Source organism: Deltaproteobacteria bacterium, assembly GCA_016874775.1.
In the GTDB taxonomy this organism is placed as follows: Bacteria; Desulfobacterota; Binatia; order Bin18; family Bin18; genus VGTJ01.
The window spans coordinates 1-25,071 of sequence record VGTJ01000086.1 but is presented as its reverse complement, the minus strand read 5'-3'; the positions used below and the strand labels follow the sequence as shown (position 1 = coordinate 25,071).

20 protein-coding genes are annotated in these 25,071 nt (G+C 53.0%); 13 read left to right on the top strand and 7 right to left on the bottom strand.

Annotation, left to right across the window (positions count from 1 at the left end; all coding sequences use genetic code 11):
• Positions 1 to 265 precede the first annotated feature (265 nt).
• Complete coding sequence (locus FJ147_15400; protein ID MBM4257272.1) at positions 266 to 2,398, top strand: hypothetical protein; 2,133 nt, start codon at positions 266 to 268, stop codon at positions 2,396 to 2,398.
• A gap of 140 nt (positions 2,399 to 2,538) precedes the next feature.
• On the opposite strand, the gene FJ147_15395 is transcribed toward FJ147_15400, so the two are convergent.
• The 5 genes from FJ147_15395 to FJ147_15375 form a co-directional block, all read right to left on the bottom strand.
• Positions 2,539 to 2,889 (bottom strand): hypothetical protein, encoded by a 351-nt coding sequence (locus FJ147_15395; GenBank protein MBM4257271.1) that lies wholly within the window; start codon positions 2,887 to 2,889, stop codon positions 2,539 to 2,541.
• Positions 2,890 to 3,155: 266 nt separating this feature from the next.
• Entirely contained in the window at positions 3,156 to 3,338 is a 183-nt protein-coding gene (locus FJ147_15390; protein MBM4257270.1) for a hypothetical protein, read from the bottom strand.
• Between the two features lie 263 nt (positions 3,339 to 3,601).
• On the bottom strand, positions 3,602 to 4,981 hold the full coding sequence (locus FJ147_15385; GenBank protein MBM4257269.1) for a hypothetical protein: 1,380 nt from the start codon (positions 4,979 to 4,981) through the stop codon (positions 3,602 to 3,604).
• A gap of 34 nt (positions 4,982 to 5,015) precedes the next feature.
• Positions 5,016 to 6,104 (bottom strand): hypothetical protein, encoded by a 1,089-nt coding sequence (locus FJ147_15380; GenBank protein MBM4257268.1) that lies wholly within the window; start codon positions 6,102 to 6,104, stop codon positions 5,016 to 5,018.
• On the bottom strand, positions 5,977 to 6,873 hold the full coding sequence (locus FJ147_15375; protein ID MBM4257267.1) for a hypothetical protein: 897 nt from the start codon (positions 6,871 to 6,873) through the stop codon (positions 5,977 to 5,979). The genes FJ147_15380 and FJ147_15375 overlap by 128 nt, the downstream gene beginning before the upstream one ends.
• A 237-nt stretch (positions 6,874 to 7,110) precedes the next feature.
• Between FJ147_15375 and lysS the strand changes: the two genes are divergently transcribed.
• The 12 genes from lysS (at position 7,111) to mutS (ending at position 21,878) form a co-directional block, all read left to right on the top strand.
• Positions 7,111 to 8,595, top strand: coding sequence for a lysine--tRNA ligase (gene lysS, locus FJ147_15370; protein ID MBM4257266.1), 1,485 nt, complete (start codon positions 7,111 to 7,113; stop codon positions 8,593 to 8,595).
• Between the two features lie 72 nt (positions 8,596 to 8,667).
• Positions 8,668 to 10,035 (top strand): lipoprotein-releasing ABC transporter permease subunit, encoded by a 1,368-nt coding sequence (locus FJ147_15365; protein ID MBM4257265.1) that lies wholly within the window; start codon positions 8,668 to 8,670, stop codon positions 10,033 to 10,035.
• Positions 10,036 to 10,411: 376 nt separating this feature from the next.
• Complete coding sequence (locus FJ147_15360; GenBank protein ID MBM4257264.1) at positions 10,412 to 11,098, top strand: ABC transporter ATP-binding protein; 687 nt, start codon at positions 10,412 to 10,414, stop codon at positions 11,096 to 11,098.
• 678 nt (positions 11,099 to 11,776) lie between these two features.
• Positions 11,777 to 12,592: a c-type cytochrome biogenesis protein CcsB gene (gene ccsB / locus FJ147_15355; protein ID MBM4257263.1), complete on the top strand. Its 816-nt coding sequence runs from the start codon at positions 11,777 to 11,779 to the stop codon at positions 12,590 to 12,592.
• The gene (locus FJ147_15350; GenBank protein ID MBM4257262.1) at positions 12,573 to 13,880 is read left to right on the top strand and encodes a glutamyl-tRNA reductase; all 1,308 of its coding nucleotides are present in this window, start codon (positions 12,573 to 12,575) and stop codon (positions 13,878 to 13,880) included. The genes ccsB and FJ147_15350 overlap by 20 nt, the downstream gene beginning before the upstream one ends.
• Positions 13,867 to 14,802, top strand: coding sequence for a hydroxymethylbilane synthase (gene hemC, locus FJ147_15345; protein MBM4257261.1), 936 nt, complete (start codon positions 13,867 to 13,869; stop codon positions 14,800 to 14,802). The genes FJ147_15350 and hemC overlap by 14 nt, the downstream gene beginning before the upstream one ends.
• 101 nt (positions 14,803 to 14,903) lie before the next feature.
• Positions 14,904 to 15,719, top strand: a complete 816-nt coding sequence (locus tag FJ147_15340; protein ID MBM4257260.1) for a uroporphyrinogen-III synthase — start codon at positions 14,904 to 14,906, stop codon at positions 15,717 to 15,719.
• Between the two features lie 53 nt (positions 15,720 to 15,772).
• Positions 15,773 to 16,744 carry a porphobilinogen synthase gene (hemB, locus tag FJ147_15335; GenBank protein MBM4257259.1) on the top strand — a complete coding sequence of 324 codons (972 nt, stop codon included), beginning with the start codon at positions 15,773 to 15,775 and terminating at the stop codon, positions 16,742 to 16,744.
• 106 nt (positions 16,745 to 16,850) lie between these two features.
• Positions 16,851 to 17,027, top strand: a complete 177-nt coding sequence (locus FJ147_15330; GenBank protein MBM4257258.1) for an iron-containing alcohol dehydrogenase — start codon at positions 16,851 to 16,853, stop codon at positions 17,025 to 17,027.
• A gap of 34 nt (positions 17,028 to 17,061) precedes the next feature.
• Positions 17,062 to 17,568 carry a hypothetical protein gene (locus tag FJ147_15325; protein MBM4257257.1) on the top strand — a complete coding sequence of 169 codons (507 nt, stop codon included), beginning with the start codon at positions 17,062 to 17,064 and terminating at the stop codon, positions 17,566 to 17,568.
• An 89-nt stretch (positions 17,569 to 17,657) separates the two neighbouring features.
• A complete protein-coding gene (malQ, locus tag FJ147_15320; protein MBM4257256.1) occupies positions 17,658 to 19,199 on the top strand; it encodes a 4-alpha-glucanotransferase in 1,542 nt (513 codons plus the stop codon).
• A 60-nt stretch (positions 19,200 to 19,259) separates the two neighbouring features.
• The gene (gene mutS, locus FJ147_15315; protein MBM4257255.1) at positions 19,260 to 21,878 is read left to right on the top strand and encodes a DNA mismatch repair protein MutS; all 2,619 of its coding nucleotides are present in this window, start codon (positions 19,260 to 19,262) and stop codon (positions 21,876 to 21,878) included.
• A gap of 43 nt (positions 21,879 to 21,921) precedes the next feature.
• On the opposite strand, the gene FJ147_15310 is transcribed toward mutS, so the two are convergent.
• Positions 21,922 to 22,752: a 2OG-Fe(II) oxygenase gene (locus tag FJ147_15310; GenBank protein ID MBM4257254.1), complete on the bottom strand. Its 831-nt coding sequence runs from the start codon at positions 22,750 to 22,752 to the stop codon at positions 21,922 to 21,924.
• Positions 22,736 to 25,009 carry a hypothetical protein gene (locus FJ147_15305; GenBank protein ID MBM4257253.1) on the bottom strand — a complete coding sequence of 758 codons (2,274 nt, stop codon included), beginning with the start codon at positions 25,007 to 25,009 and terminating at the stop codon, positions 22,736 to 22,738. The genes FJ147_15310 and FJ147_15305 overlap by 17 nt, the downstream gene beginning before the upstream one ends.
• Between the last annotated feature and the right edge of the window lie 62 nt (positions 25,010 to 25,071).

The window sequence follows — 25,071 nt, the reverse complement described above, 5'->3', positions numbered from 1 at the left end:
AAAAAACCCCCCAGAAGCTTGCCCCCCCCCCCCCCCCCCCCATTGAACCGCGGGATCACAGATTGGCGCGCTGACCGGCAGGATTGTATCTCAGCCCGACCTGCTCGTGGAAGAGTGGGCCGCGACGGTTTGTTCCTGGTCTGATCCGTCCGGAATGTCATGGCAGGGCACTTTTTCTGTCCGGGTAAAGAATTTCCTACTGTCGCCGATACCAAAGATTGTACAAGCACTACGACCACGGGGGTGGTCAGAAAAGGGGATCGATATGCAAGCGACGGAAGCGACTGTTCTGTTGCAGAATCTTGTCTCACTGAACGAAGGGTTCTCCCAACTCGGGGTACGACTGTCTCAAGCAGCGAATGCTTTGCAAACGACAGGGATGCCACCAGCATCGACGTTGATCGAAGAGATCAACTCGTCACGGCGCTCTTTTGCTGAACTTTGCGCAAAGAGCATTGCTCTTGCTGAGGTGTTCTCGCTAACACCAATGCCGAAACCTGAGACAATTGTCTCTCTTGGCGATCTACAAGCACTTTTGCAAGCCCTGAACGAAGCAGAAGAAAAACGAAAAGTAGTCAAGGAGCTGACCCAGCAGGCACTCTCAACGCTGGACCGTCTCTATGCGATCAAGCATCGTGAGCGTGAAGTGTTTGCCCCATTGGCAGAGTGTCAGATGCGAGCAACAGTACTGCGGAATGCGATTGCCGAGACGCCGTGGCCAAAGGTGCACCCAAGTATCGAGGATTTAGGCAAAGCCGAGAATCCCTTTGTCGCGCTCTTGCTGTTAGTCGAGCATGGAGAAGAGTTGGACGATGACCAGTGTATACGCTGCCAAGACATCGTTGAACGGGTGTTTAGCCGGCCGCTTGCTGTCGCCACTTTACGCGGCAAGTTGACACTCCTGTCTGAGACGAGTACTGCACATGAAACTCTCACTGTTCCGCCAGCGGTAGGGGGAACTACCAGTGATCGGAATTCTGGCGCGAGTAGCAAACGATCGATAGTGGAGCCAGCCCCGGCTGTTGTGGCAGCCCCTGTCGCCCGTGAACTCCCGAGCGAAAAACCTGCAGCCCCTCCGTTCAGTATGCGAAATGGAAACACTGAGGTTGCACCGATACCACCGATGGCGAGTACCTCGACACGGGCGTTTGCCGAGAGCAGTACGGAGGCGAAAAGTGTCTCTTCTGTTGAAACACCAATCAACGCGAAGATAGGAGCGCCAGAGAACCCATCTCCGCTTGCTGCTGCGAAGACGCAAATCGCCCCTGATACTGAAGATAGAAATCGGCTACAGGCTCAGCCGACTCCGCTTGAGAGTGGGCCGGTGAACCGAACTTTTTCTCCCGCACCAACTACGTCACAGTCCGATGGCGATCCCATCCTCGTTCCTGCCTCTTCTCACGAAAAAACGGCTCGTGTGGCTCCAAGACGGGGAGCAGGAATCGTCGACGTCCTCTATCGATTTGAGATCGATGACAAGGCGCAAAAGATCGCGAATATGCTGCTCTCGGGAGCCTACAGGTTAGGAGAAGAGAAACCAGCGTTTGTCCGTGACTTGGTGTGGCGTCTGATCTTTGAAGAGAAACTGACGTTAGCGTTTCATGTCGCCCGATGCTTGGAAGCGCAGTACCCAGATTTTCATCCGCGGCTTCCGTCGTGGCTGCTGCGTTCTATCGTCCTTGGGCAGCGTGTCCGCAACCCGCAAGGAGAGATTGGACGGTTCCTCAAAGATGACTTCGCGCACTGTGATACTGATTGCCGCACAACGGGTGATAAAGAATGGGACTTGGCGGTCGAGTTTCTCCTCTTGGCGGGAGCATTCGTGCCGGCGCTTCTCGCTCCAGATACCCGAGCTTCAACCATTCTTCACGGTGTCTGTCTCGGCGAGGGTCTCGAAAACCTCTCCGCTTTTTGCAATGTCGTTGCCGTGTACGGCGACCTCTTTATTCCACTTGATCCGACGCTGATGAAGAAGCCTGTCCGTCCTCAGGGGAAAGAGCCTGGAGGTTTCATGCGTCGTCTGATCGGCAACCAAGAAGGTGGCGCACGGAAAGATGTCATGACCGAGCAAGCGGAACCGCTCCGCATTGAGGTCATGAATCGACACCAGGCTGTACTGGAGGAGCTGAGTCAATTCCGCAATACGCACTCGTCTATTCTGCTCCTTGGCGGCCTGGCGGCGTGCCGACGCGCAGTTGAGAGTGTGGTACTCCTGTTCGATGCGGAGGCGCCGTTCTCGTCCGATGAACCACTGCCGCGTCCGCTCTTGAATGCGGACTTGTCACGTATTCCTACGTTGGTGCTGAACAAGCAAGGAGAAGTAGAAGGAGCGGATCAGGCAGCGTTCCTGGAAAATGTGCTGCGATTGGTTGCCAGTGGGCCATTCAAGATGATCTAACTCAGACTTGAGGACATTCGTACACTTTACGCTATAGACTCCGAGCCGTGTCATTCTGAGTGCAGCGAAGAATCTCTCTGCGAGGCCCTTCGTTTCACTCAGGGTGACAATGTAAATAGTCCAATCTTCTGTAGGCCGACTTAGTCCAACGTAATAAACAGTGACTTCCGTGGTTTGCCACCAACCGCACGGCTAATATGCCCTTGGCCGATGGTATCTTCAGCTAACAAGATGTCACCCGAACGTAAGAGCCGCTTGGTGCCATCACCGACTTCAATCTCAACTTCACCCTCCAAGTTCACCACATACTGCCGCCGCGGTGCGTTGTGAAAGTCGAAATTGTACGACCCATCAGTCTCACGGAACACCACGCCAGTGGCCTTCTGTAGCGAAGACATAAAGCCAGCTTTCCCGCCGTCTTTCAACTCAACTTCGATATCTTCAAAATGCGACTTGTTATCTGTACCAGTGTAGACACGAGTGATTTTCATTGTGCGCCCTCCTGTGTTCGCGAATAGTTCTTGTGGACGTAGTGTGTCGTGGTTCCACGCGACCGTAAAGGCCAGTAGGACGACTGCTCCAATGGTGATCGTTCGCTTTAGTGACATGTGAATACCTCCTCCCTCATTCTCGCAGAACAGTGACGACTTTCTCCGCATTGTCTAGGTGGACTGCGATCCAGATATCCATATTGCTAGTCGGGCGAGGATAGCCATAATAGCCGACGGCATACCCACCAATGAGGAGGTACTGCACGTCATGCGCGTTCAGCAATTGCAAAAACTCTTTGAAGTCTGGTGGAAGCTGGATTGTAGCCATAAGCACGCTGGCGCATTAACTCCAACGCTTGGAATCGTTCTCCGGGAGTTCGAGACAGCCACCAGGCTTTTTCGTCTGACTCGTCATGCAGCGAGGCAACCGAAAAAGCGGTCTTGTCCATTGTGGTGAGAATGTCACTCCTGCTGCTATTGTTCGTACGAGTCATTTCGACGAGTCACTTTCTACTGTGATCTGTATATCAAGACGCACCGCAGAAAGTAAGGACTCAGAATGACAATGTCGAGCGACTTGATAATTCCCTCTCCCATACCGAGAGTGTTGCGATTGACATAGTACAGAAGTGAGATTCGGAGTTCATCCGAACAGAGATGATTCTCGGTTTCGCGATGCTTCAGCAAGGTTACTTATACAAGCTGGGGACGGCTAATCTTCCGTCCCAGGCAGCAAGACGCCGCCAGACTTCTTATCTGGTGGTACGGCGAAACTCGGGCGATCAAGCTGCTTTTGCCATTGTGGTGGGGCTTTGTGGTCACGCAAGAAATTACGGAAGCGATCGCGTTCGCCAGTTGAGTGCGCGGCGATTTCGCTGTCATCGCGCACGATGTGTGGAGTAAGGAAAATCAGTAAATTGATCTTGTCACTGTTAGCGCCATCGGTACGAAAGAAGTTCCCCAGCACAGGAATGTCTTGCAGGTACGGAACGCCGGACCGTTGCCGAAATGAGTTGTCAGAAATCAATCCGCCAATCACGACGGTCTGGCCACTCTTGGCGACCACGGTGGTACTGGCTGAACGTACGGAAGTTGTCGGACCCACGAGGTTGGGATCACCCACTGCCGTAGGCACGATCGCTGATACTTCCTCATAGACATCGAGTCGGACGTTCTCACCTTCAGAAATCTGCGGTGTGAGGCGTAAAGTAATACCGACATCCTCACGTTGTACGTTGGCAAATAAGTTACGCAACTGCGTGGTGTCGGTCGCGCGACTAGCAATGAATGGGACGTTTTGACCGACGAGTATTTCAGCTTCCTGATTATCGGCAGTCAGCAGGGTTGGTGCTGAGAGGACGTTAATGTCACTGCTTGTCTGGGCGGCGCGGAGTAATGCCACTTGCGCCGGAATGCGCGTGCCATCAGGAAGTTCGACGGTTCTGTTGCTGGCTGCCGCAAGGAGCAGGCCCGAGAGGCTCGCGGGGTTCTTCAGTGCTGAGTTGAGGTCTTTTAATTGCGTGCGGCCAAGCGCTACGCCTTCACCACCTAAGCTGAATCCATGCTGGAGTTCGACACCCAACTCGCGTGCACGCTCCATGCTCACTTCGAGAATAATCGCCTCAACATAGACTTGCTTGCGGCGGACATCGAGTTGCTCGATCACCGACTTCAGCGTGGCGAAATCCTGCGGGGCAGCACTGATCAATAACGAATTGGTTGAGGGATCAGCGGAAATAGAAACTTCGCTACTGAACTCTGGCGCCGCTCCAGAGACCGAACCGCCACCGGACGGCATAGAGGGAAGTTGAGGAGAAGATGGCATGCGATCACTCATGCCCGAACCGTAGCGGTCGTTGCTTCTGCCGAACCGTCGCTCGCGATTATAGCGGCGTTCACGACGTGGGACGTTCAGAGAGCGGCTACCACTCATGCCGCCGGTGCTTCCTCCGATCAAATCAGCTAACACGGGAAGGAGTTCTTCAGCATTGGCGTATTTAAGGGTGTACACGTGAATCTTGCTGCGTCCCGGCGGGAGTGGCACATCGAGTTGATGCACTAAGTGTCGAGTCTCATGACATCGCGTACTCATTTTTGTGCAAAAATCCAAGAAATTCGACGAATTCTTAGTGCGCGATGTTATGAGACCTGACAACTAAGCGCTGGACGGTCTTCAGTTCCAATGGGCTCGCCATGACAATGAGTGAGTTGGTGCGCTCGTCAGGTAACACGCGAATCGTGCGGATGCTGCTGGGGGGGGATGGTTGGTTACTCGCCGTCGCTGTTGCTGCAGCAGTGGTAGTGGTAACGATTTTGACTCGGGAGATGGAACTGCTCTCACTGCTATCTTGACCCTTCAGGATCTCTTCAATCTTCTTGGCAAGATCAGACGCAACGGCGTGTTTCAGCGGAATGACCTCAGTGAGGTGTTCGTATCCTTCAACATCGAGGTCTTCCAACATCAAGAGGAGACGTTTGACGTTCGTGGCAGCGTCGGTAAGGATGAGTGAGTTGGTTTGCGGATACGGCAAAACCAGGCCATCGCCGGACACCATTGGCTGCAGGACTTGCACTATTTCATTGGCGCTGACATGGCGAAGCGGCACTAACCGGGTGATGAATTCATCACCAACGCTTGCGATCGAGCCGTTGTACACGGTAGGCAGGCCGACTTGTTTGGCTTCCTTACTAGGGACGATCTTCACCACACGACCACTTTCTACCGTGGTATAGCCTTTCACTTGCAGGACCGACTGAAAGATGGCGTAGGCTTCATCGGTTGTCACTTTGGTTGGCGAAATAATCGTGACCTTGCCGCGTACTTTCTCATCGACAATGAAGTTGCGATGCGTGATCTCGCTGATGAACTGTGCCAGGACAGAGATGTCGATGTCTTGGAAGTTCATCGTTACCAGATTGTCTGACCCCGACGGCTGTGACTTCTTACTATTGGTCTCTGGGGCGAAGCCGTTACGTTGTCCGTTTGAGTCGTGTGTCTCGTTGTGACGTGGCAGCGAACGATGTTGTGCCCAACTCACCGAGCCGTGGGTCAGCACTGCGAGCGCGAGAACCAAACCAATCCTGTAGTTAACGAATTTCATAGGAAAGCGAAGTCGGTTGCTGGTTACGCAGCACGTCCACACGAATTTGCTGATGGCCTTGGAGATCTTGCAGCAATTGAAATGCGGTGCTGGGGTTGGAAATCTCAACGCCATTCACACGTTGGATCACATCGCCGTTTTTCAAACCAATACGATCGATCAAACTGTCGGGCTTGATTTGGAACAGACGGAACCCTTGAGTGACACCTTCTTGCACGGAGTAGGGGACCGCACGCACCTGGGTGAACAACTCGCTCAGGTTGTTGATGGCGTGATCCACCTCGCGTCGATCAATCGTGTAACTATCCTGCGCAGTCTGCTGGATGCCTTCTTGAGGGTCGGCATTCACTGGCGTTGAGATGGGAACAGGGGAGACCTGGCCTGCTGGCGTAAGCGCGTCTTTTGGGAGGAGGAGAGTCTCACGTTTCCCATCCCGTTCGATGATGATGCGATCCCATCCAACTTGGACTAAGACGATGCCTGGCGCGACAAGGTCGCCTTCGCGATAGAGTCCTTGCGAACGAGTTGTTTGGTTCTCCACGATAGCGAAGGCACGGTCGTGCATGCCAGTGGCAGTGCCGAGGAGTCGAATGTTGGCACTACTTGTCGCTGCGACAAGCGCAGTACTTTCACGATTGGTGGGGGCTTTGACAGAGTTAAACAGATCTCGCGTGTGAACGATGGCGTACGACGAGAGCGGCGGCTTGGTTTGTGGAGAACGGGATTGGGTTGTTTCCTGATGTTGGGGAATGGAGGGCGGCAACGCGAGCTTAGTAGCGACGACAGTATTAACAGAAAGTGCGCAGAAATACGCCAGTCCAGTTAACAACAATACCCGTGCACTGAGGAGAAAAAGCTGCACCCCTACCACCACCACATCCACCTTTCAGCCTATGCTGGCAGGATAAGTGAAAGCTGCTGGCAATTCAAGCTGTTGGGGGAGTTTCTCCGTTCTCCACTCGCTTTCCTCTTTCGTGGCCACTTGCTAAGGCATGGGAGGTGAGGCTGTTTGAGTGGGTGGAAACTGTATGTGAAAAGTCCCTCCAGGTGTGGGGAATGCAACCTCTTGGCTCCTTTCCTCATTGACTCGTTTCGTGATCTTGGTTAAGCCCGTTGCTCTATGGAAGAAAACGAGCAGATTGTTGTCCGTAAGAATAAGTTGGCGGCGCTGAAAGAATCCGGCGCGCAAACCTACCCCAACGATTTTTTCCCTTCCCATACCACCGCCGAACTGCACGAACGGTTTGCTGGTGCGAGCGAAGAGGAACTCACCAAAGGAACGGAAGCCGTTACGATTGCTGGTCGGATCATGTCGGTGCGCCACTTCGGTAAAGCGGCGTTTTTTCACCTGCAAGACCGTAGCGCGCAAATTCAAGTCTATGTCCGCCAAGGCGATAGCCCGCCAGAAGCAGTCGCGCTGCTCAAAGAGTCACTCGATGTTGGTGATATTGTGGGTGTCAGCGGACCGGTGTTTCGTACCCGAACCGGTGAGCTGACGATTAAAACGACAGCACTCCGCCTCTTGAGTAAATCGTTGACTCCACTGCCGGAAAAGTGGCACGGGTTACAGGATGTCGAGGTGCGTTATCGTCAGCGTTATCTCGATCTGATTGTGAACCCGCAGGCGCGAGAAACCTTCCGACGACGGGCGAAAATTATCGAGATTATCCGCCGCTTTTTCCAAGAGCGGGATTTTATCGAAGTCGAAACCCCAATGATGCAGAGTATCGCTGGAGGTGCGCTGGCGCGGCCGTTTATTACCCATCACAATGCGTTGGATATTGATCTGTATCTCCGCATCGCGCCGGAGCTGTTCCTCAAGCGTTTAGTTGTTGGTGGCTTCGATCGTGTGTTTGAGTTGGGGCGCAATTTCCGTAATGAAGGAATCTCAACCAGACATAATCCTGAGTACACCATGCTGGAATTCTATCAGGCATATGCGACCTATGAGCACCTGATGACGCAAACCGAGGAGTTATTTGTCCGTCTGGCCCAAGAGGTGACCGGTGGCTTGCGCGTCACCTATGGTGAGCGCGAAATTGATTTTTCTCCGCCGTGGCGGCGACTTGGGTTGAAGGAAGGGGTTTGCGAGTATACTGGCCTCACTCCAGAAGAAGCGGATCAAGAAGGACCGCTGCGAGCGAAGGCCCATGAGCTGGGGATTCATCCGCCAGCGTCTGCTCCAGTAGGAAAAGTCCTTGAGGAAATTTTCGGCGTAGCGGTTGAACCGCATCTGATCCAACCGACATTTGTCGTGAGCTATCCGGTTGAAGTTTCGCCGCTCGCACGACGCAACAATACTGATCCGCGCTTTGTCGATCGCTTTGAGCTGTACATCGCTGGCCGCGAGATTGCCAATGCGTTCTCGGAGTTGAACGACCCAGAAGACCAGTTGCAGCGTTTTGTCGAACAATTGCGTGAACGCGAAGCGGGTGACCAAGAAGCGCATGCGCTAGACGAAGACTACGTGCAGGCCTTGGAATACGGTCTGCCACCGACGGCTGGCGAGGGCATCGGTATTGATCGACTAGTGATGTTGTTGACCAACTCACCGTCAATCCGTGATGTGATTTTGTTCCCGCAAATGCGACCGGAAAAGAAATAGCATATAGGCTTGTCGCCGAGGGGCTGGTACAATCGAGGTGGAAAGCGTGGGGATCATGAGGATTGGGAGGCCATGCCACTCGAACAGACTGTAGAAGCCGAAGCGAAGGACGTGCGTGAGAATGTCACGCCGCTTTCCGCTCCGCGCTCCGACCCAAAGCCGTTCTTTTCCTTGCCATACGAACTCTTCGTGAGTTTGCGCTACTTACGCGCGAAACGTCGTGAACGGTTCATTTCGCTGATTACGTTTTTTTCCACGTTGGGCGTGTTGTTGGGAGTGATGACCCTCAACATTGTCCTGGCGGTCATGACTGGCTTTGAGGAAGATTTACGCAATCGTATTTTAGGGTTTAATCCGCATATTCTGGTCTCGACGTATAGCAATACGATTGCCGATGCAAAACAGGTCGTCGAGAAAATCGAGCAAGTGCCAGGGGTTATTACTGCCACGTCTGTGGTCTATGGCCAGGTCATGGTCAGTTCGCGGCAACGTGTTTCTGGTGTGGTCGTGCGCGCGGTTGAACCGGAACTGGCGAGTTCGGTCGTGAATGTTGTGGCGCATATCGCTGCGGGTACGTTGGATGACCTGGGTAAAGAGCGTGATATTACCATTCGCGAGGACAGCGGGACGCGTAATGTGAAGCTCTCCGGCGTCGTGATTGGAGAGGAGCTGCGCAAGCAATTACAAGTAGAAGTTGGAGAACCGATCAGTTTGGTATCGCCGCTCCAAACCACTCCCGGTCCATTGGGGATGGTCCCGAAGGTGAAACGTTTCTATGTGGCTGCGGCCTTCAAGTCTGGCATGGTCGATTATGATGGTACCCTGATTTACATGGGGTTAGCTGATGCGCAACAGTTTTTTGCGATCGGTGACCAAGTGACGGGTATCGAAGTCCGGGTGCAGGACCCCTACGAGGCCCCTGACGTGGCAAGTGTCATGCAGACTCAACTTGGTATTTCTTACACTGCGCGTGATTGGACCAAGATCAACAGCAACATCTTTGTTGCGCTCAGACTAGAGAAGTTTGTTTACTCGTTGGTGATTCTGTTGATCGTGCTGGTGGCGGCGTTCAACATCATTGCCACGTTGATTATGGTGGTGATGGAGAAACGCAAAGACATTGCCGTGCTCAAATCGATTGGTGCCACGAATAAGTCGATTAGTCGCATCTTTATCTTCAAAGGGTTCGTGATTGGTGCGATTGGGGCTTTTTTAGGAACTTTGTGTGGGTACGCAATCTGTTGGCTGATGCAGGAGGGGTACATCAACGTATCGTTGCCGCCCGACGTGTTTTACGTCAATACCGTGCCAGTCAAAATCTATATCGAGAATTTTCTCATTGTTGGAGCCGCAGCGTTACTCATCTGTTTGTTGGCTACCATGTATCCTGCCCGTCAGGCCGCCAAACTGTCACCGGTTGAGGTGATCCGGTATGAATAGGTCCAAAGTCCAAGGTCCAAAGTCCGAGGTCTAAAGTTTATATGATGAGGCTAGTAGTTAGTCCAGAAAGTTTTGAGGAATGACTCCAGGAACGTCATTCCCGCGAAAGCATGTCCTGAGCCCAGTCGAAGGGCGGGAATCCAGGGAGGTTAATACGCAGCCAGTGCTTGAAGATCCTGGATGCCCACCGAAGTTTATCCTGAGCCTAGTCGAAGGGCGGGCATGACGAAGCCCTACCCCTCAAAATTAAATTGACTGACTACTAGAGGCTAGGGGCTAGAGACTGGTTCCTACCCATCCAAGTCTCTAGCCCCTAGCCTCTAACCCCAAAGTGCCTTACTGACAACTGACAACTGATAACTGACAACTATTCCCCATGTCTGATATTCTTCTCCATGCCGAACAGATCGGCAAAAGTTATGGTGACGGTGACCACGTTGTTCGCGTCTTCGCAGGGTTAGATCTGGTTATTCGTCGTCGCGAACGAGTCGCGATTATCGGTGAGTCGGGGGTCGGAAAGAGCACCCTTCTGCATATTCTCGGGACACTCGATCGCCCGACTGAAGGAAAAGTCTTTCTTGATGGTCATGATTTCTTTGCCTTGCCAGAGCCAGAGCTAGCGGCACTGCGCAACCGTGAAATCGGCTTTATTTTCCAATTTCATCACCTGATGCCAGACTTCACTGCGCTGGAAAATGTGATGATGCCCATCCTGGTTGCTGGGGCGAGCTGGTCAGAAGCGCGACGGCGAGCGACCGAAATGCTGCAACGTGTCGGGCTAGCTGAGCGCGTTACCCACCGTCCTGGTGAACTCTCAGGTGGCGAGCAACAACGGGTGGCAGTGGCGCGAGCATTAGTGCTACGCCCTCGCCTCATTCTGGCTGACGAACCGACAGGGAATCTTGATCCTGGGACTGGGGATAGTGTCTTACGGCTCCTGCTGTCGCTCAATCAGGAACTTGGCGTGACGATGGTCATTGTGACACACAGTGAAAAACTTGCAGCGGCGATGGACCGAACCTTACGGTTGATTGGCGGCAAGCTGGTGGAGGTGACGGGGTGAGATCATTCGATCGTAGATCGCGCAGTAATGGCAGCGCGCAAAGCAGGACCCAAATAAATTAAAAATTAAGAATGAAAAATTAAAAATGGGGAAATAAGCTTCAGGCTGTAGGGGAAGAGTGGTTGGTGCCCATTGCTTCTCTCGAAGAGTGGAAGCAAAAGGCTGCCTTCAAAGATCCGGCGATGCTAGAGCGAAACCTCGCTGCCCTACGCAAAGCGGGGTAGAAGTCAATTAAGAATGAAAAATGGAAAACTAAAAGTGAGGAAGATAGGCCACAGGCTGTAGGCTGAAAGGAGAAGATAAGAAAAGGCGAAAAGACTGAAAGAAAGTGAGTTTGACAATTTTACGCAAATCAAAAATCATGCAGAAGAAGCCACCATTGGACTCCTATTTGAGATGAAGACGGTAAAACACAGACCACCCTTCGACAAGCTCAGGGTGAACGGTTCTTGGTGCGGCTAGTGTTCCCCTTCGTGCTGAAGTCCTGAGCTTTGTCGAAGGATCGAAGCATGAACGGCGCACCGATCCACAAATGATTTAGGAAACCCATATTGGTTGATGCAGCTAAGCGGGGCTTTTCTGAAGAAGAAGCTCGTCGTGGCGGGGGATTCGTGTTCACCAACCATCGGTTTCCCCCCGCTGCTCCTCCTGCTACAGTAGAGCAGGTAGGGGTACCCCATGGAACTCATCCTCCTCAAAGCAGCGTTGTTGTTGTATCTGCTGAGCACTGGAGCATTCTTGCTGCCATTTCTTTCGCAGCGGGCTATTTCACGTGGGCTTGGCCCGGGCTTACTCCTGGCTGCTTTTGCCTGTCATACTGGAGCAATTCTGACGCGCTCGCTGACCGCGGGTTACATTGCCGTTACCAATTCATATGAAGCGATGTCGTTCTTTGCGTTTCTGACCGCGGGTTTATGTGTGCTGGTACAGCTACGCACGCCTGTCGCGTTGCTTGGTGCGGTTGTCAGCCCGATTGCTTTTCTGCTGACATTTGCAGCGTTTTTCTTTTATGCCAAGGTGCAGACCTTGCCGCCGTCTCTTCACAGTTCATGGTTGCCGATTCATGTGACCTTGGCGTTCCTTGGCTACGCGGTCTTCGGTGTCGCCTTTAGTGCCAGTCTTCTTTATCTCGTGCAAGAAAAGCAACTGAAGGCCAAAAAAGCGCATGCGCTCTTTCGTCGTTTGCCCTCGCTCGAAACGCTTGATGAACTGAACTATCGCTCGCTTTCCTGGGGGTTTCCACTGTTGACCCTCGGCATTCTCAGTGGTGCCGTGTGGGCTGAGTATGCGTGGGGTCATTTTTGGCTGTGGGAACCGCGCCTGGTGTTGTCGGTCTTGACCTGGGTGCTCTATGCCCTGCTTTTGTATTATCGCACTGCCGGATGGCGAGGCCGTCGTGCGGCTGCATTGACCATTATCTGCTTTGCCGTGCTGCTGGTCTCGTTTTTAGGAGTTCGATTCTTTCCGGGACGGCATGGGGGGCAATTTGGCTAAACGTAATGCCGACCTTCTCATCGTCGGCCTCAATCATCGCAGTGCACCCGTCGAAGTGCGCGAACGTCTCGCTTTCAACAACGGAACCCTCGAACCAGCGCTGCGGCGTTTGGTTGACACCGAGACCGTGCGGGAAGGGATGATCCTGTCTACTTGTAACCGCGTGGAGATCATCACCAGTACGGCTGATGTGGCGGCGGCAGATGTGCGGGTCAAGGAGTTTTTAGCAGAAACCCAGGGGGCTTCGCGGGCAGCGTTTGAGGAGCATTTGTATACGCGGAGTGGGAAGGATGCGCTGGTACACCTATTCCGCGTAGCCGCAAGTTTAGACTCACTTGTTGTTGGCGAACCGCAAATTCTCGGGCAAGTGAAAGATGCGTACGCGGCAGCAACCGAAGTCGGCACTCTAGGTGAGATCCTCCACCGTTGCTTTCACAAGACGTTTGCTGTGGCGAAACGTGTCCGCAGCGAAACCCGTATCGCCGCAAAAGCGGTGTCAGTGAGTTCCGCAGCGGTCGAGTTAGCACGGAGCATTTTCGATCACTTACATGACAAGACGGCAATGGTGATCGGGGCCGGGGAAATTGGTGAACTGGCGGTTCGTCATCTGCAGAATCATGGCATTGGCAAAGTGCTGGTGACCAATCGCACGTATTCTCGTGCAGTGGAGCTGGCGCAGGAGTTTAATGGGACCGTCGTTCCCTTCGAGCAGTTTCCGGCGCACCTACCCAATGCTGACATTATTATCGGTTCGGCTGGAGGTAACGACTATCTCGTTGGACCGACAATCGTCCAAGAGGCACTGCGCGGACGCAAACGCCGCCCGATGTTCTTTATCGATCTTGGCGTACCACGCAATTTTGATCCACGTCTCAACGATATTGAGAACATCTTTCTCTATGACATCGACGATCTGCAACAGGTGATTGAAGAAAATAAAGACGAACGTGAACGTGAAGCACAGAAAGCAGAAGCGATTGTTGCAGAGGAGGTCGAGTCATTTTGGCAGTGGCTGTCTGGTTTGGAAGTGACGCCGACGATCGTTGCCCTACGAGAAAAGGCTGAAGCGATTCGCCAACGTGAACTCGAAAGAGTCTTCGCGGCATTGAAAGAGCTGCCACCGCACGCGCAGAAAGCGATAGAGGCGCTCAGTTTGGGAATTGTCAACAAGTTGTTACACCCACCGATCGCCTACTTAAAAAGCACGAGTCGGAACGGCGAAACCGACAATGCCCGTGAAGTTGCGGTGGTTCGACGCATCTTCGGATTGGATAATGACAGTGAATAAGATGCGTTTGCGGATTGGGACACGTGGGAGCGCGCTCGCGCTGTGGCAAGCGGAGTGGGTCAAATCTCGGCTTGAGCACCTATGGTCAGACTTGCAGATTGAACTGGTGCCGATCAAAACCTCCGGCGATCGGATTCAGGATGTTTCGCTATCGACTATTGGTGGCAAAGGACTGTTTGTGAAAGAGATCGAGGATGCACTATTGTCGAAGACCGTAGATGTCGCCGTGCATTCGATCAAAGATCTGCCCGGAGATTTGCCGCCAGGGCTCACTCTGAGTGCTATTCCTGAACGTGAAGATCCACGTGATGTGTTGATCTCGCGCAATGGTGAAACTCTGACGCAACTGCCAAATGGAACACGAGTTGGCACCAGTAGCCTGCGACGACAGGCGCTCTTGTTGCACTTGCATCCTGGGCTCCAGATTGAACTCTTACGTGGTAATGTTGATTCGCGACTGCGTAAGCAGCATGAAGGTGTGGTGGACGCGACGATTTTGGCGGCAGCCGGGCTCAAACGTTTGGGGCTCATGCCACCGAACAGTCAGATTCTTGATGAGTACGAATTTCTTCCGGCGATTGGTCAGGGGGCACTTGGGATCGAAACACGCGCTGATGATGTAGAAGTCGTCGCCCGAGTCCGTCCTTTGCATCATGAGACTACAGCGGTTGCTGTTATTGCAGAACGCGCTTTTCTACGCCGTATGGGTGGCAGTTGCCGAACCCCACTGGCAGCGAAAGGAAAAGCTGAGTCTGGGATGGTGCATTTAACTGCGCTTATTGCCAGTCCCGATGGCACGAAGGTGATTCGCGGTGAACAAAACGGAGCGAAAGATACCGCTGAAGACGTTGGTTCCTTGTTAGCAGAGCGCTTGTTAGCGCAAGGTGGAGAGGAAATTATGAGGGGGTTAGAAAGACTGTGAAACGTAGTCAATAGAACGTGTTGCGTGAAACGTGGTACGTAGGCTGCCACACGCGAGCCGTTACCACAAAAATCACGCATCACGTAACACGCATCACGTTTATGCCAACCACAACTGTTACTGTTACAAACAAGCCCCTCCTCAATCGCCGCATTGTCGTAACGCGACCGCGCACGCAATCGCGAGGGTTCGCGGAAACTCTCGAACAATATGGCGCTGAGGTGATACTGTTTCCGACGATCGAGACGGTTCCGGTTGCCGCGTACGCGCGGCTCGATGCAGCGCTGGAACAGATTGGACAGTATCACTGGTTGCTTTTCACCAGTGTGAACGGTGTGAAATTCTTCACCGAGCGCCTCACCGCCTGTGGGAAATCTGCCGAAACATTACGACACTTGAAAGTGGCAACGATTGGACCAGAAACCGCACGCGCAGTGAATGATCTGTCTCTCCAGGTGCATGCCGTCCCTGCAGAGTATCGAGCAGAAGCGTTGGTGACGGTGTTGGGAGAGGTACGTGGCCAGCGCATCTTGCTTCCTCGGGCTGCCGAAGCACGGTATGTGTTACCAAAAGAGTTACGGGCGCTTGGAGCGCAGGTTGATGAGATTCCGGTGTACGAAACTCGACGCCCGCAATCGGCAGAGACAGAAAAGGTCCGTGCCCTGTTGTCAGCGGCCAAGATCGACCTGGTGACCTTTACCAGTTCAAGCACGGTACGGAACTTTGTTGCGGCATTTCCTGAGGAGAATCTCTTTCAGCTTTTGCAGACGACCCATATTGGCTGTATCGGACCGATTACTGCAGACACGGTCCGAGAATACGGCCTGACCGTGGCGGTGCAGGCGAGTGTGTATACCATTCCTGGATTTACTGAAGCGATCGTGGAGTATTTTGGCAAAGTAGTCAGGAGTCAGTAGTCAGCATTCAGTAGGGGCACGGTGCTGTCGTGTTCGAAAAATGAGGTGTTCCCATGCGTTTCCCCATTTACCGGCCTCGTCGGCTGCGTAGAAATGAAAATTTCCGCCGTTTGATCCGTGAGACGAAGCTCACGGTCGATGACCTCATTATGCCGCTGTTTATCGTACCGGGAACGCGAGTGACCAATCCGATCTCTTCAATGCCTGGCGTTGCGCAATTGTCAGTTGACCGTGCGGTGGAAGAATGTAAAGCGATTCGCGACCTGGGTATCCCTGGGGTGATTCTCTTTGGCATTCCTGACCACAAAGATGCGGTTGGGTCCGATGCCTATAATGACGATGGCATCATTCAACGGGCGCTCCGAGCGCTGAAAGAGCAGATCCCTGGCCTGACGTTGATTACCGATGTGTGCTTTTGTGAATACACCGATCATGGTCATTGCGGCATTATCAAAGGGCACGATGTCGACAATGACGCAACACTAGAGATCCTGGTGAAAGAATCGCTGTCGCATGCACGAGCTGGCGCTGATATGGTTGCGCCGTCAGACATGATGGATGGACGTATTGGCGCGATTCGCCAGGCGCTCGACAGTGAAGGCTTTCCCCATATCCCGATCATGGCCTATTCCGCAAAGTTTGCTTCTGGGTTCTATGGCCCGTTTCGTGAGGCTGCCGAGTCCACACCGCAGTTTGGCGATCGCCGTTCCTATCAGATGGACCCACCGAATGCTGAAGAAGCGTTGCGTGAAGTAGAAATGGACATTGCCGAAGGCGCGGACATCGTGATGGTCAAACCTGCGCTGCCGTATCTCGACATCATCCGTCGGGTCAAGGAAAAGTTTAACTATCCGATAGCTGCATACAACGTCAGTGGCGAATATGCCATGATCAAAGCAGCAGCGTTGAACGGTTGGCTCGATGAAGAGCGGGTAATGATGGAGATGCTGACGGGGATCAAACGAGCCGGGGCGGACATTATCCTGACTTATTTTGCTAAGGATGTGGCGCGAGTTCTGAAGTAGGCAGGAGTCAGTAGAAAAAAGGCTACAGGCTATAGGCTTCAGGCTTTAGGGGCTGGTTCTCTCCCTGTAGCCTTGTATGAGAGTTGAACCCGGAAATTTGAACCGTATGACTGCCCGTGTGCGCAAAAAAAACCAACCTATAAGCCAACTTGAAGCCTTGCGACGGGTGCGTAAAGAGTTGCCACCGCCAACCCGGACCAAGGAGGACGAGAAAAAATACCGTCGGGTCGCAGCACGTAAAACTGTGCGCCAAGAGGTTGAGCGCGCGCAAGAAGAAGGCTAAACTGTCCGATATCCAGTCAGTGGAGGAGGATCATGTGAAGGTTTGGAAACACGTGGTGGTGCTGGGAATTGCTGCTCTGTTCCTGGCTGGTTCTGCTGTAGCGTCGTCTGATATGGACGACTGCTTGAACTATAGTGCAGAAGTCGGGTGTGGGCTCTATCCAGGCTATTACGATGGATACGACGACTCGCAAGCGCATCCCTTGCGCATTGCGGCCTATGCCTTTCATCCAGTGGGCTATGCCGTCGAATGGCTCGTGACTCGTCCGATTCATGCCTTGGTATCGCAACCAGAATTGAAGAAAGTCTTTGGCCATAAGCCGCACTCATGGGATTTCTGTTGTGGCATGCAGCAGGTGCGTGAACCTGCCATCGCGCAACCTCCTGCGCCTACGGTTGCAAGTACCGAAGATATTGATGCTGCTCGTCGTGCCGCTGAAGAAGCCAAGGCCGCAGCCGAAGAGGCGAAGCGCGCCGCCGAAGAAGCTGCACGGGCCGCGGAGAAATCAACCCGCGGCTTTGAGAAGGGGTTGCGGAAGTAATCCGTCGCTTTTCTTTGCTGTTACAATTGATCTTGACAACAGGGCAGGGCATGTTCCCTGCCCTGTTGCCTTGTGCACCGTGAAGACTCATGCCACACAGTGAGCAATCCGGCTTTGCCCGTTCCGGTGGCATTCTTCTTCATGTCACTTCACTACCAGGCCGTTTCGGGATCGGCGACTTCGGACCAGAAGCCTATCGGTTCGTTGATTTCCTTGCGGCCCATCAACAACATTTGTGGCAAGTCCTGCCCCTTGGGCCGACAAGTGAGGGAGTTGATTACTCACCCTACGTTGCCCTCTCTGCGTTTGCCGGCAATCCATTGTTTATCAGTATCGAAACGCTCGTTGAAGACGATCTTCTTCCTGCCGCTATTCTTGACGCTCACCCTGCTTTACCCGAAGGCTCTGTGGATTATCCGACGGCGAGCCGCTTAAAAGTGATGCTCTGCCGAATGGCGTCAGACCGGTTTGCCACTACTGCTTCTGCAGCGCAAAAGGTGGCGTTCGATTCCTTTTGTCACCAACATCATTGGTGGCTTGATGATTACGCGTTGTTCATGGCGTTACGCACGACATTGTGCGAAGCGTCGTGGGAAACCTGGGATGAGGACCTTGCTCGTCGTCATCCTGCGACACTTGAGAAGTGGAACGCGCAGCTTGCCCGTGATGTACTTTTCTACCAACATGAGCAGTTCTTCTTTTTTCACCAGTGGCAACGCCTCAAAGCGTACGCAAATCAACACGGTGTGAAAATAATCGGTGATCTTCCTATCTATGTCGGTTTCGACAGTGCGGAAGTGTGGGCGCATCCCGAACTCTTTCAGCTTGATCCGCAGACCAACGCACCTCAAGCGGTTGCCGGTGTACCGCCGGATTACTTTAGCGAGACCGGCCAGCGCTGGGGAAATCCGTTGTACCGCTGGCATGATGAGAATGCTCAGCTCGTGCAGGCAGTTCATGATTGGTGGATACAACGTGTGCGTTCGACGTTCGCGATGGTTGACCTCGTGCGTATCGACCACTTTCGCGGCTTCGAGGCCTACTGGTCTATTCCCGCAAGTGACGAAACGGCTGTGAATGGGCACTGGATCAAAGGACCAGGGGCAGCGTTGTTTTCTCAGATACGTGCTACCCTGGGAGAACTCCCTGTGATCGCAGAAGATCTTGGTGTCATTACCTCGGAGGTCGACGCCCTACGCTTGCAGTTTGGTTTTCCGGGGATGAAGATCATTCAGTTCGCTTTTGGCGGCGATGCGCACAATCCCTATTTGCCTCACAACTATCCCGATTCTCGTTATGTCGTGTACACAGGAACACATGATAACGACACAATCCTGGGGTGGTTTCACTCGATCAGTCCAGAAACGCAAGCCTTAGTACTGCGCTATGTGAATCGGACGAGCACCGATGATATGCACTGGCAGTTGATCCGTTTGGCCTGGAGTTCAATTGCTGCACTGGCAGTGATTCCGCTACAGGATGTCCTGGGATTAGGCAGTGCAGGACGGATGAACTTGCCTGGGCAACCACTCGGGAATTGGCGCTGGCGATACCTTCCTGACGCCTTACGTCCTGAGCTTGGGGAACGACTCGCTGAACTCGCCGTGCTCTTTGGGCGAGAATGTTCCTGACCTTGAATAGCGAGGCTCTGGTGCAATGCCAGCGATTGTGGTTTGTAATCGCCCAGAGCGATGGCAAAGGAAAAGAAGAAACCGATCTCAGCTGAGGCGTCTGCAGCCCCACGCGCAGCAGAACCAGACCTTCTGGAACAATATCGCCAAGCAAAGGTGCAACATCCAGAGGCGTTGCTCTTTTTTCGTCTCGGTGATTTCTACGAGATGTTTTATGACGATGCAGCTGTTGGCGCACGCGAATTAGATATTACGCTTACCTCTCGTCCATGCGGGAAAGGACGTGAGCGTGTTCCGCTCTGCGGCGTGCCGCATTATCGTTTGGAAGCATATCTCGCACGTCTGGTCGAAAAGGGCTACAAGGTTGCCATCTGTGAGCAGACAGAGCGACCGCAACGTGGACGAAACCTCATCCAACGTGAGGTGGTGCGCGTTGTTACTCCTGGAACCCTCTTTGAAACTGAAGGCAAAGAACAAACGCTTGCTGCGATATTTACTGAGAAGGAGCGTATCGGTACTGCGTTTCTTGAATTAGCGACCGGAGAGTTTCGTATCGCTGAAACCACGGCGGCAGAGCTACCGAATGTGTTGACGAAATTCCAACCACGAGAGGTGCTTCTGCCAGAAGGAGTTACCTTCGATAAAAGCCGTTTTCCGGAGATATTTGTTACGTCGCGGTCTGCTGAGGATTTTGTCGCCAAGCGCGCATTGAATACGCTGACGCGGGCCTTTGGACGTGAGGTGGTCGAATCGCTAGGTTTGCGACATCGCCGTGCCTTGGTGGCCGCCAGCGCGCTGCTGTCGTATGTCAATGAGACACAACGGACGTTCGTGCCGCATCTGAAAGTACCGCAGCCCTATCGTAGTGAAGACTTCGTCTGGCTTGATGCTCAAACGCAGCGCAATTTAGAACTCGTCAGCAATTTGGCTGATGGCAGCGAAACGGCTTCGCTTTTAGCGGTGCTGGATTCTACCTGTACACGGATGGGAAAATGTCGATTGCGACACTGGTTGTTACATCCGCTCGTGATAGTCGAGAAAATCCGTCAGCGGCAAGACGCTATCGCGGGGTTGGTGACTCTAGCAACTTTGCGAATTGAGTTACAGGCTGTCCTCGCCACGATACTTGATCTTGAACGTCTGACCTCTCGTATTACGTCAGCTATTGCCACCCCACGCGACCTTTCTGCGTTGCGTTCCTCGCTTGCTCCACTGCCGCGCCTCCTTGAACTGTTGAACCCGGTAACTGACCCGCTCTTGAGTGCTCTACGTGAGCAGCTTGATACACTTGGGGATATTCACAAAGAGCTGCAACGCATCTTGGTTGATGAACCGCGTGCGGTTGCCAAAGAGGGAGGGCTAATTCGGACGGGAGCATCGACTGAACTTGATGAATTGCGCGCCATTCAAACAGACGGGAGTGATTGGCTTGCAACTTTTGAGCAACAAGAACGCGAACGAACCGCGATTGCCAATCTCCGCGTTGGGTTCAATCGTGTCTTTGGCTATTACTTGGAGGTGACAAAATCTCACCTCAGTCTTGTGCCGAAAACCTACCAACGGCGTCAGACCTTGGCCCATGCCGAACGCTTTGTGACTGAGAAGCTGAAACGCTTTGAAGAAAAAGTCCTGTCCGCCAATGATCGCAGTAAAGAGCTTGAGTATGAAATGTTCGTGCACCTGCGCGAACAGGTGGCTTCGCAGGCTGAACGGCTGCGTCTCACAGCGGATATTGTTGGGACGATTGATGTCCTGTGTTCGCTTGCCGAGGTGGCGGCAAAGAAGAACTGGGTACGCCCTACTGTGACGGATAAATATGACGTGCACATTACTGAGGGGCGTCATCCGGTTGTCGAAGCGCTAACTGGGAGCTTCGTGCCGAATGACCTTGTTCTTGATGAGCAAACATACCTGATCCTCCTGACCGGCCCTAATGCGGCGGGGAAAAGTACGTATGTGCGACAGACAGCACTGTTGGTGATTCTTGCCCAGATCGGCAGCTTCATTCCTGCTGAGTCAGCAACGATGGGCGTGGTCGATCGCATTTTTACCCGTGTTGGGGCGGCAGATTTTCTCGCCCGAGGACTTTCGACTTTCATGGTCGAGATGCAAGAGGCGGCTAACATCTTACAGCAAGCAACCGCGAAGAGTCTGATTGTCCTTGATGAGGTTGGTCGCGGTACTGGGACTTCCGACGGTCAAGCTATTGCGCACGCGGTCGCAGAACTACTGGCGCGTGACATTAAAGCGAAAACGCTCTTTACCACGCACTATCATGAACTGGCGCGACTGGCCGATGCGCTTCCCGGTATTGCGAATGCGCGCCTTGAGGTCCGGGAAGAAAACGAAGAAGTCACGTTCCTCTATAAAGTTGTCCCTGGCGCAGCACAGAAAAGTTACGGCGTATACGTGGCCAAACTTGCGGGCTTACCGTCGGAAGTGATTGAACGAGCGAAAGAGATTCTGGCTGATTGTGAATTACAGCTATGCTCGATGCCTAAACTAAACACTTTGCCTGTAGGGCAGGCTGTGTCTGCCATCGCTGGCGGGCACAGCCCGCCTTACCTTGGAAAAGAAGTGCAGAGCATTCTCGACAAGCTCGCGGGCGTGGATTTGTTGCATACGACACCGTTGGAGGCATTGATGCTGCTCGCAGAGCTGAAGAAGTCTCTATCATAAAAGCAGAGCTCATCTGTAGATAAGGAGGACTCGAAGAGAAATCTTACTTGTGACTCCATCCCAACCACCTCTTAGCAAGGGAGACGAATGAATTCAGTGTCTGTGCAGAGGCAGCAGTTGGTGCGACGAGAGCAGTGGGATGATCGTGACGTGGCTGTGCTTGAAACAGGGTCCCGTGTGAGCCTGAAGCGTGTCGTTCTGATTCCGGTCGCCCGTTGGTGTAGTAATACATCGCGATCGACTTTCTCACCCGGTCAGGTGGACAGTTGAGTGGTTCCGGGTGCCCATGAAAACTGTAGTCATCAGTGAGGAACAACACCGTGCGGTTGAAGAGAGGCAGAATACGCTGAACGCAGTGCTGCATGGTGCGATCCCACAGCTCTAAATGTCCACCGTAAGACTCCTGCCAATCTTTGTTGAGATAGATCAAAAGATTCAGTCGACGATCGAGCTGCATCAGGGGATGGATATTGAAGTCTGCGTGAATGCCGAGTTTGCCACCGCGTGGAATGCAGTGCATACCAGCGCCGCCAAGGTAGGGATCTGGAATCAAGCCCTCAATGCCCGTGAGTGTCACCAGGTGCTTGAGAAATGGTTCAGCGTTGAGTTCGCGAACAAACTCTCTGATTCGTGGAGGTAGATACTGTTCACTGTTGCTGACTGCCAGCTTGCCCTCGTTATCGTTCTCAAATCGTTGCCAGCGAGGATCATCTGTTGGGTAGAACTCCTCCGCACGTTGTTGCAAGAAGTGAACATCAAAAAGATCATCAATCACAACGTGTTTGAAGGGCTGAGCATGTTGAAAGGTTGCTGCGCGTGTTGGCAGAGAGGCAAGAACTGTGGGATTGTAGATCACTTTACCCACTCCTTTCACTCGAACTTTGCTCGTATTGGATCACGGAGAACCAAGGCTGAAGATACTGTGAGAGTTTGTTGGTCAGCGTGCCAAGAGGGTAATGCGCATACCACTGATGTGGTGCAATCTTGACCGAACGAAGCGTGTACCCTACAGGCCAATCCACCGGCGCGATCATAATCACGACATCCGTGGGGAGTTGTCCGCGTGCAGGGTCAGAGGCTGGGTCGACTCCAGGTAATTCCAACGTCACGGTTTGCCAAACGTCAGCGAGCCTTTGCACGTCGACGGCGAGCGGTTCTTTCATGGCCGAGGTTTTTGCCCAAGCACGGAGTGTCTTCTCGTGGACCACTTCTTCAGCATTGATTTTGAGGTCCAACTCGATGTGAATCCCGTTCAAAAACGGAGTCCGAGGAAAAACCCGAAATATATGTTTATCTCCAGGGCCGACGCGAATCTTGCATTCTGGGCTATCGGTGGGAGAGATGAGCGCAGATCCGTCCCTGTCGCTTGGGGTTATCGTAATACAGTATCCTTTCATCCATTGCGCAGTGGCACTACCGGGAAATTCATGCTCTGCAGCTGTCGCTCGTACTCGGAGAGAATCCCAAGTGTGGGTGGCGAAGGCTGTATACGTCGCTATTCTTTTTTCAATGAGTTGCACAGTAAGTGAGTCTGAAATCGGAAGCGGTTGTTGTTCGGTTGGATCAGTATTGAGGTCATAGAACATCAACGGTTGTCCTTGACGATTGCGTACATATTTGCCGTTAAATTTACCGATGACTGCTACCGCTCCGTTGGCAAGCATGCTCCGACACACCACAAATGAGCGCCCTGGCTCCGCAGGTGTGAAGATATCGCGTCCGACCCATGACGATGGAAGCGGAATATGGAGTGCTGACAAAATGGTGGTTGGGATGTCAACCGGTTGAAATAGCCGCTGATCGTGGTTTCCACCTTGTCGGTTTGGAAGAAACACGAGCAGTGAGCTGTGCAAGCTCGGTTCATACACATGTTGTCCATGCCCGATCTCGCCGCTTCTCTCTTCTGGAAAAACCTCGCCATGATCGCCCAAGATGACAATGAGGGTGTCTCTCAGCCGTCCCTGAGTGGTCAGTTGTTGAATAAAGCCTTCGACCGTTCGTGCCAATGACGTAGAACACGCACGATAGCGTTGGAGTGAGACCGGCGCGGGATTTTCCTCTTCCGCGTAGTCGTATGGCATATGGCATTCGGCTGTCCAGGCCATGATGAATTGTGGTTTCCCTACACGAGCACCAGTTTCGAGCGTCTCGGCAACGCGAGCAAAAAGAGTGCTGGCATTGCTCTGGCCCCACGTCAGGGGTGTGCTACTACGAACGAGTTCGGTATGTTCCATTCCCGCTGCACGTAATGTGTTGCCATAGTTATCATTGTGCAGATCTGAGGCGGCGTAGTAGGTCGTTGTATAACCATAGCTGCGGAGAATGTGAGGAAGTGGAGTCATTCGACTGACTGCGTATTTGTCAATGGACAGAGAGGCTGACACTTGCGTGGGAGAAGGATAGATGCCGAACAATAGCGATTCGAGTGTTTTGACGGAATGCGGATAGTGCGCGTAAAAGCGGTCGAAGTGAAATGCTTGAGGGAATTTTGTCTCAAAGAGTGAGTCTGGTTGGTAACGGAAGGATTCAAGGACAAGTAACAGCACATGGGTTGGGGATGGGGTGGAATGCGCTTGTGTTTGTCGTTGTCGGGCACTGAGTTCGGCCAAAGCTGCAGGATCAAGACTCGCAAGAGTTGTGGTCTCGGTGAACGATTGCTGCAGCCAGGGGGCAAGGAGCGCGAGCTGGAAGGTTGGCGAAGAGGAAGAAAGGAGTGATCCATGCCAGAACGCGATCCCTACGGTAAGAGCCAGCGGGACGCTTTTGGCGTGCCAAAATGGAAACCGTTCGACAATTTGCGACCAATGCTGAAAGAGTGCGACGCCTCCCCAGAGTATACAGAGTGCAATGAATGCAACTATGACGGAGTGACTAATATGCGACGAGGCAATGCTTGTCTGCCAAATGGCTAGCTCACGTACTAGGGAATACAAGAAGCCATAAGATAGGGGGGTGCCAGTTGCGAGCCACAAAGAAATGACCACCCACGAAAGACAGATGAGACAAACTGCTACCCAACAGAGGCAGACATGCCGCCAAGGTAAGGCGGTGGCAGGAAACAACTTGCCGCAATAGTGATTGACCGGAGTGGAGAGCCTCTGCACAAGAGCAGGGATGAGAGACGAGACCATTGTGTGCTGGCTTCGGTCTAAGTATCGAAGTCTGGTCGAAGAGCTGGATGAACGCGGGCGAC

Excerpts from the sequence above, each read along its gene's own strand:
- FJ147_15360 (MBM4257264.1), top strand. The coding sequence starts at position 10,412 with ATGTCTGATATTCTTCTCCATGCCGAACAGATCGGCAAAAGTTATGGT.
- FJ147_15350 (MBM4257262.1), top strand. The coding sequence starts at position 12,573 with ATGGGGGGCAATTTGGCTAAACGTAATGCCGACCTTCTCATCGTCGGC.
- mutS (MBM4257255.1), top strand. The coding sequence starts at position 19,260 with ATGGCAAAGGAAAAGAAGAAACCGATCTCAGCTGAGGCGTCTGCAGCC.
- malQ (MBM4257256.1), top strand. The coding sequence starts at position 17,658 with ATGCCACACAGTGAGCAATCCGGCTTTGCCCGTTCCGGTGGCATTCTT.
- ccsB (MBM4257263.1), top strand. The coding sequence starts at position 11,777 with ATGGAACTCATCCTCCTCAAAGCAGCGTTGTTGTTGTATCTGCTGAGC.
- FJ147_15400 (MBM4257272.1), top strand. The coding sequence starts at position 266 with ATGCAAGCGACGGAAGCGACTGTTCTGTTGCAGAATCTTGTCTCACTG.
- FJ147_15380 (MBM4257268.1), bottom strand. The coding sequence starts at position 6,104 with ATGGCGTTGAGATTTCCAACCCCAGCACCGCATTTCAATTGCTGCAAG.
- FJ147_15330 (MBM4257258.1), top strand. The coding sequence starts at position 16,851 with ATGACTGCCCGTGTGCGCAAAAAAAACCAACCTATAAGCCAACTTGAA.
- FJ147_15390 (MBM4257270.1), bottom strand. The coding sequence starts at position 3,338 with ATGGACAAGACCGCTTTTTCGGTTGCCTCGCTGCATGACGAGTCAGAC.
- FJ147_15365 (MBM4257265.1), top strand. The coding sequence starts at position 8,668 with ATGCCACTCGAACAGACTGTAGAAGCCGAAGCGAAGGACGTGCGTGAG.
- FJ147_15305 (MBM4257253.1), bottom strand. The coding sequence starts at position 25,009 with ATGGTCTCGTCTCTCATCCCTGCTCTTGTGCAGAGGCTCTCCACTCCG.
- FJ147_15340 (MBM4257260.1), top strand. The coding sequence starts at position 14,904 with ATGCCAACCACAACTGTTACTGTTACAAACAAGCCCCTCCTCAATCGC.
- hemC (MBM4257261.1), top strand. The coding sequence starts at position 13,867 with ATGACAGTGAATAAGATGCGTTTGCGGATTGGGACACGTGGGAGCGCG.
- lysS (MBM4257266.1), top strand. The coding sequence starts at position 7,111 with ATGGAAGAAAACGAGCAGATTGTTGTCCGTAAGAATAAGTTGGCGGCG.
- FJ147_15385 (MBM4257269.1), bottom strand. The coding sequence starts at position 4,981 with ATGAGTACGCGATGTCATGAGACTCGACACTTAGTGCATCAACTCGAT.
- hemB (MBM4257259.1), top strand. The coding sequence starts at position 15,773 with ATGCGTTTCCCCATTTACCGGCCTCGTCGGCTGCGTAGAAATGAAAAT.
- FJ147_15395 (MBM4257271.1), bottom strand. The coding sequence starts at position 2,889 with ATGAAAATCACTCGTGTCTACACTGGTACAGATAACAAGTCGCATTTT.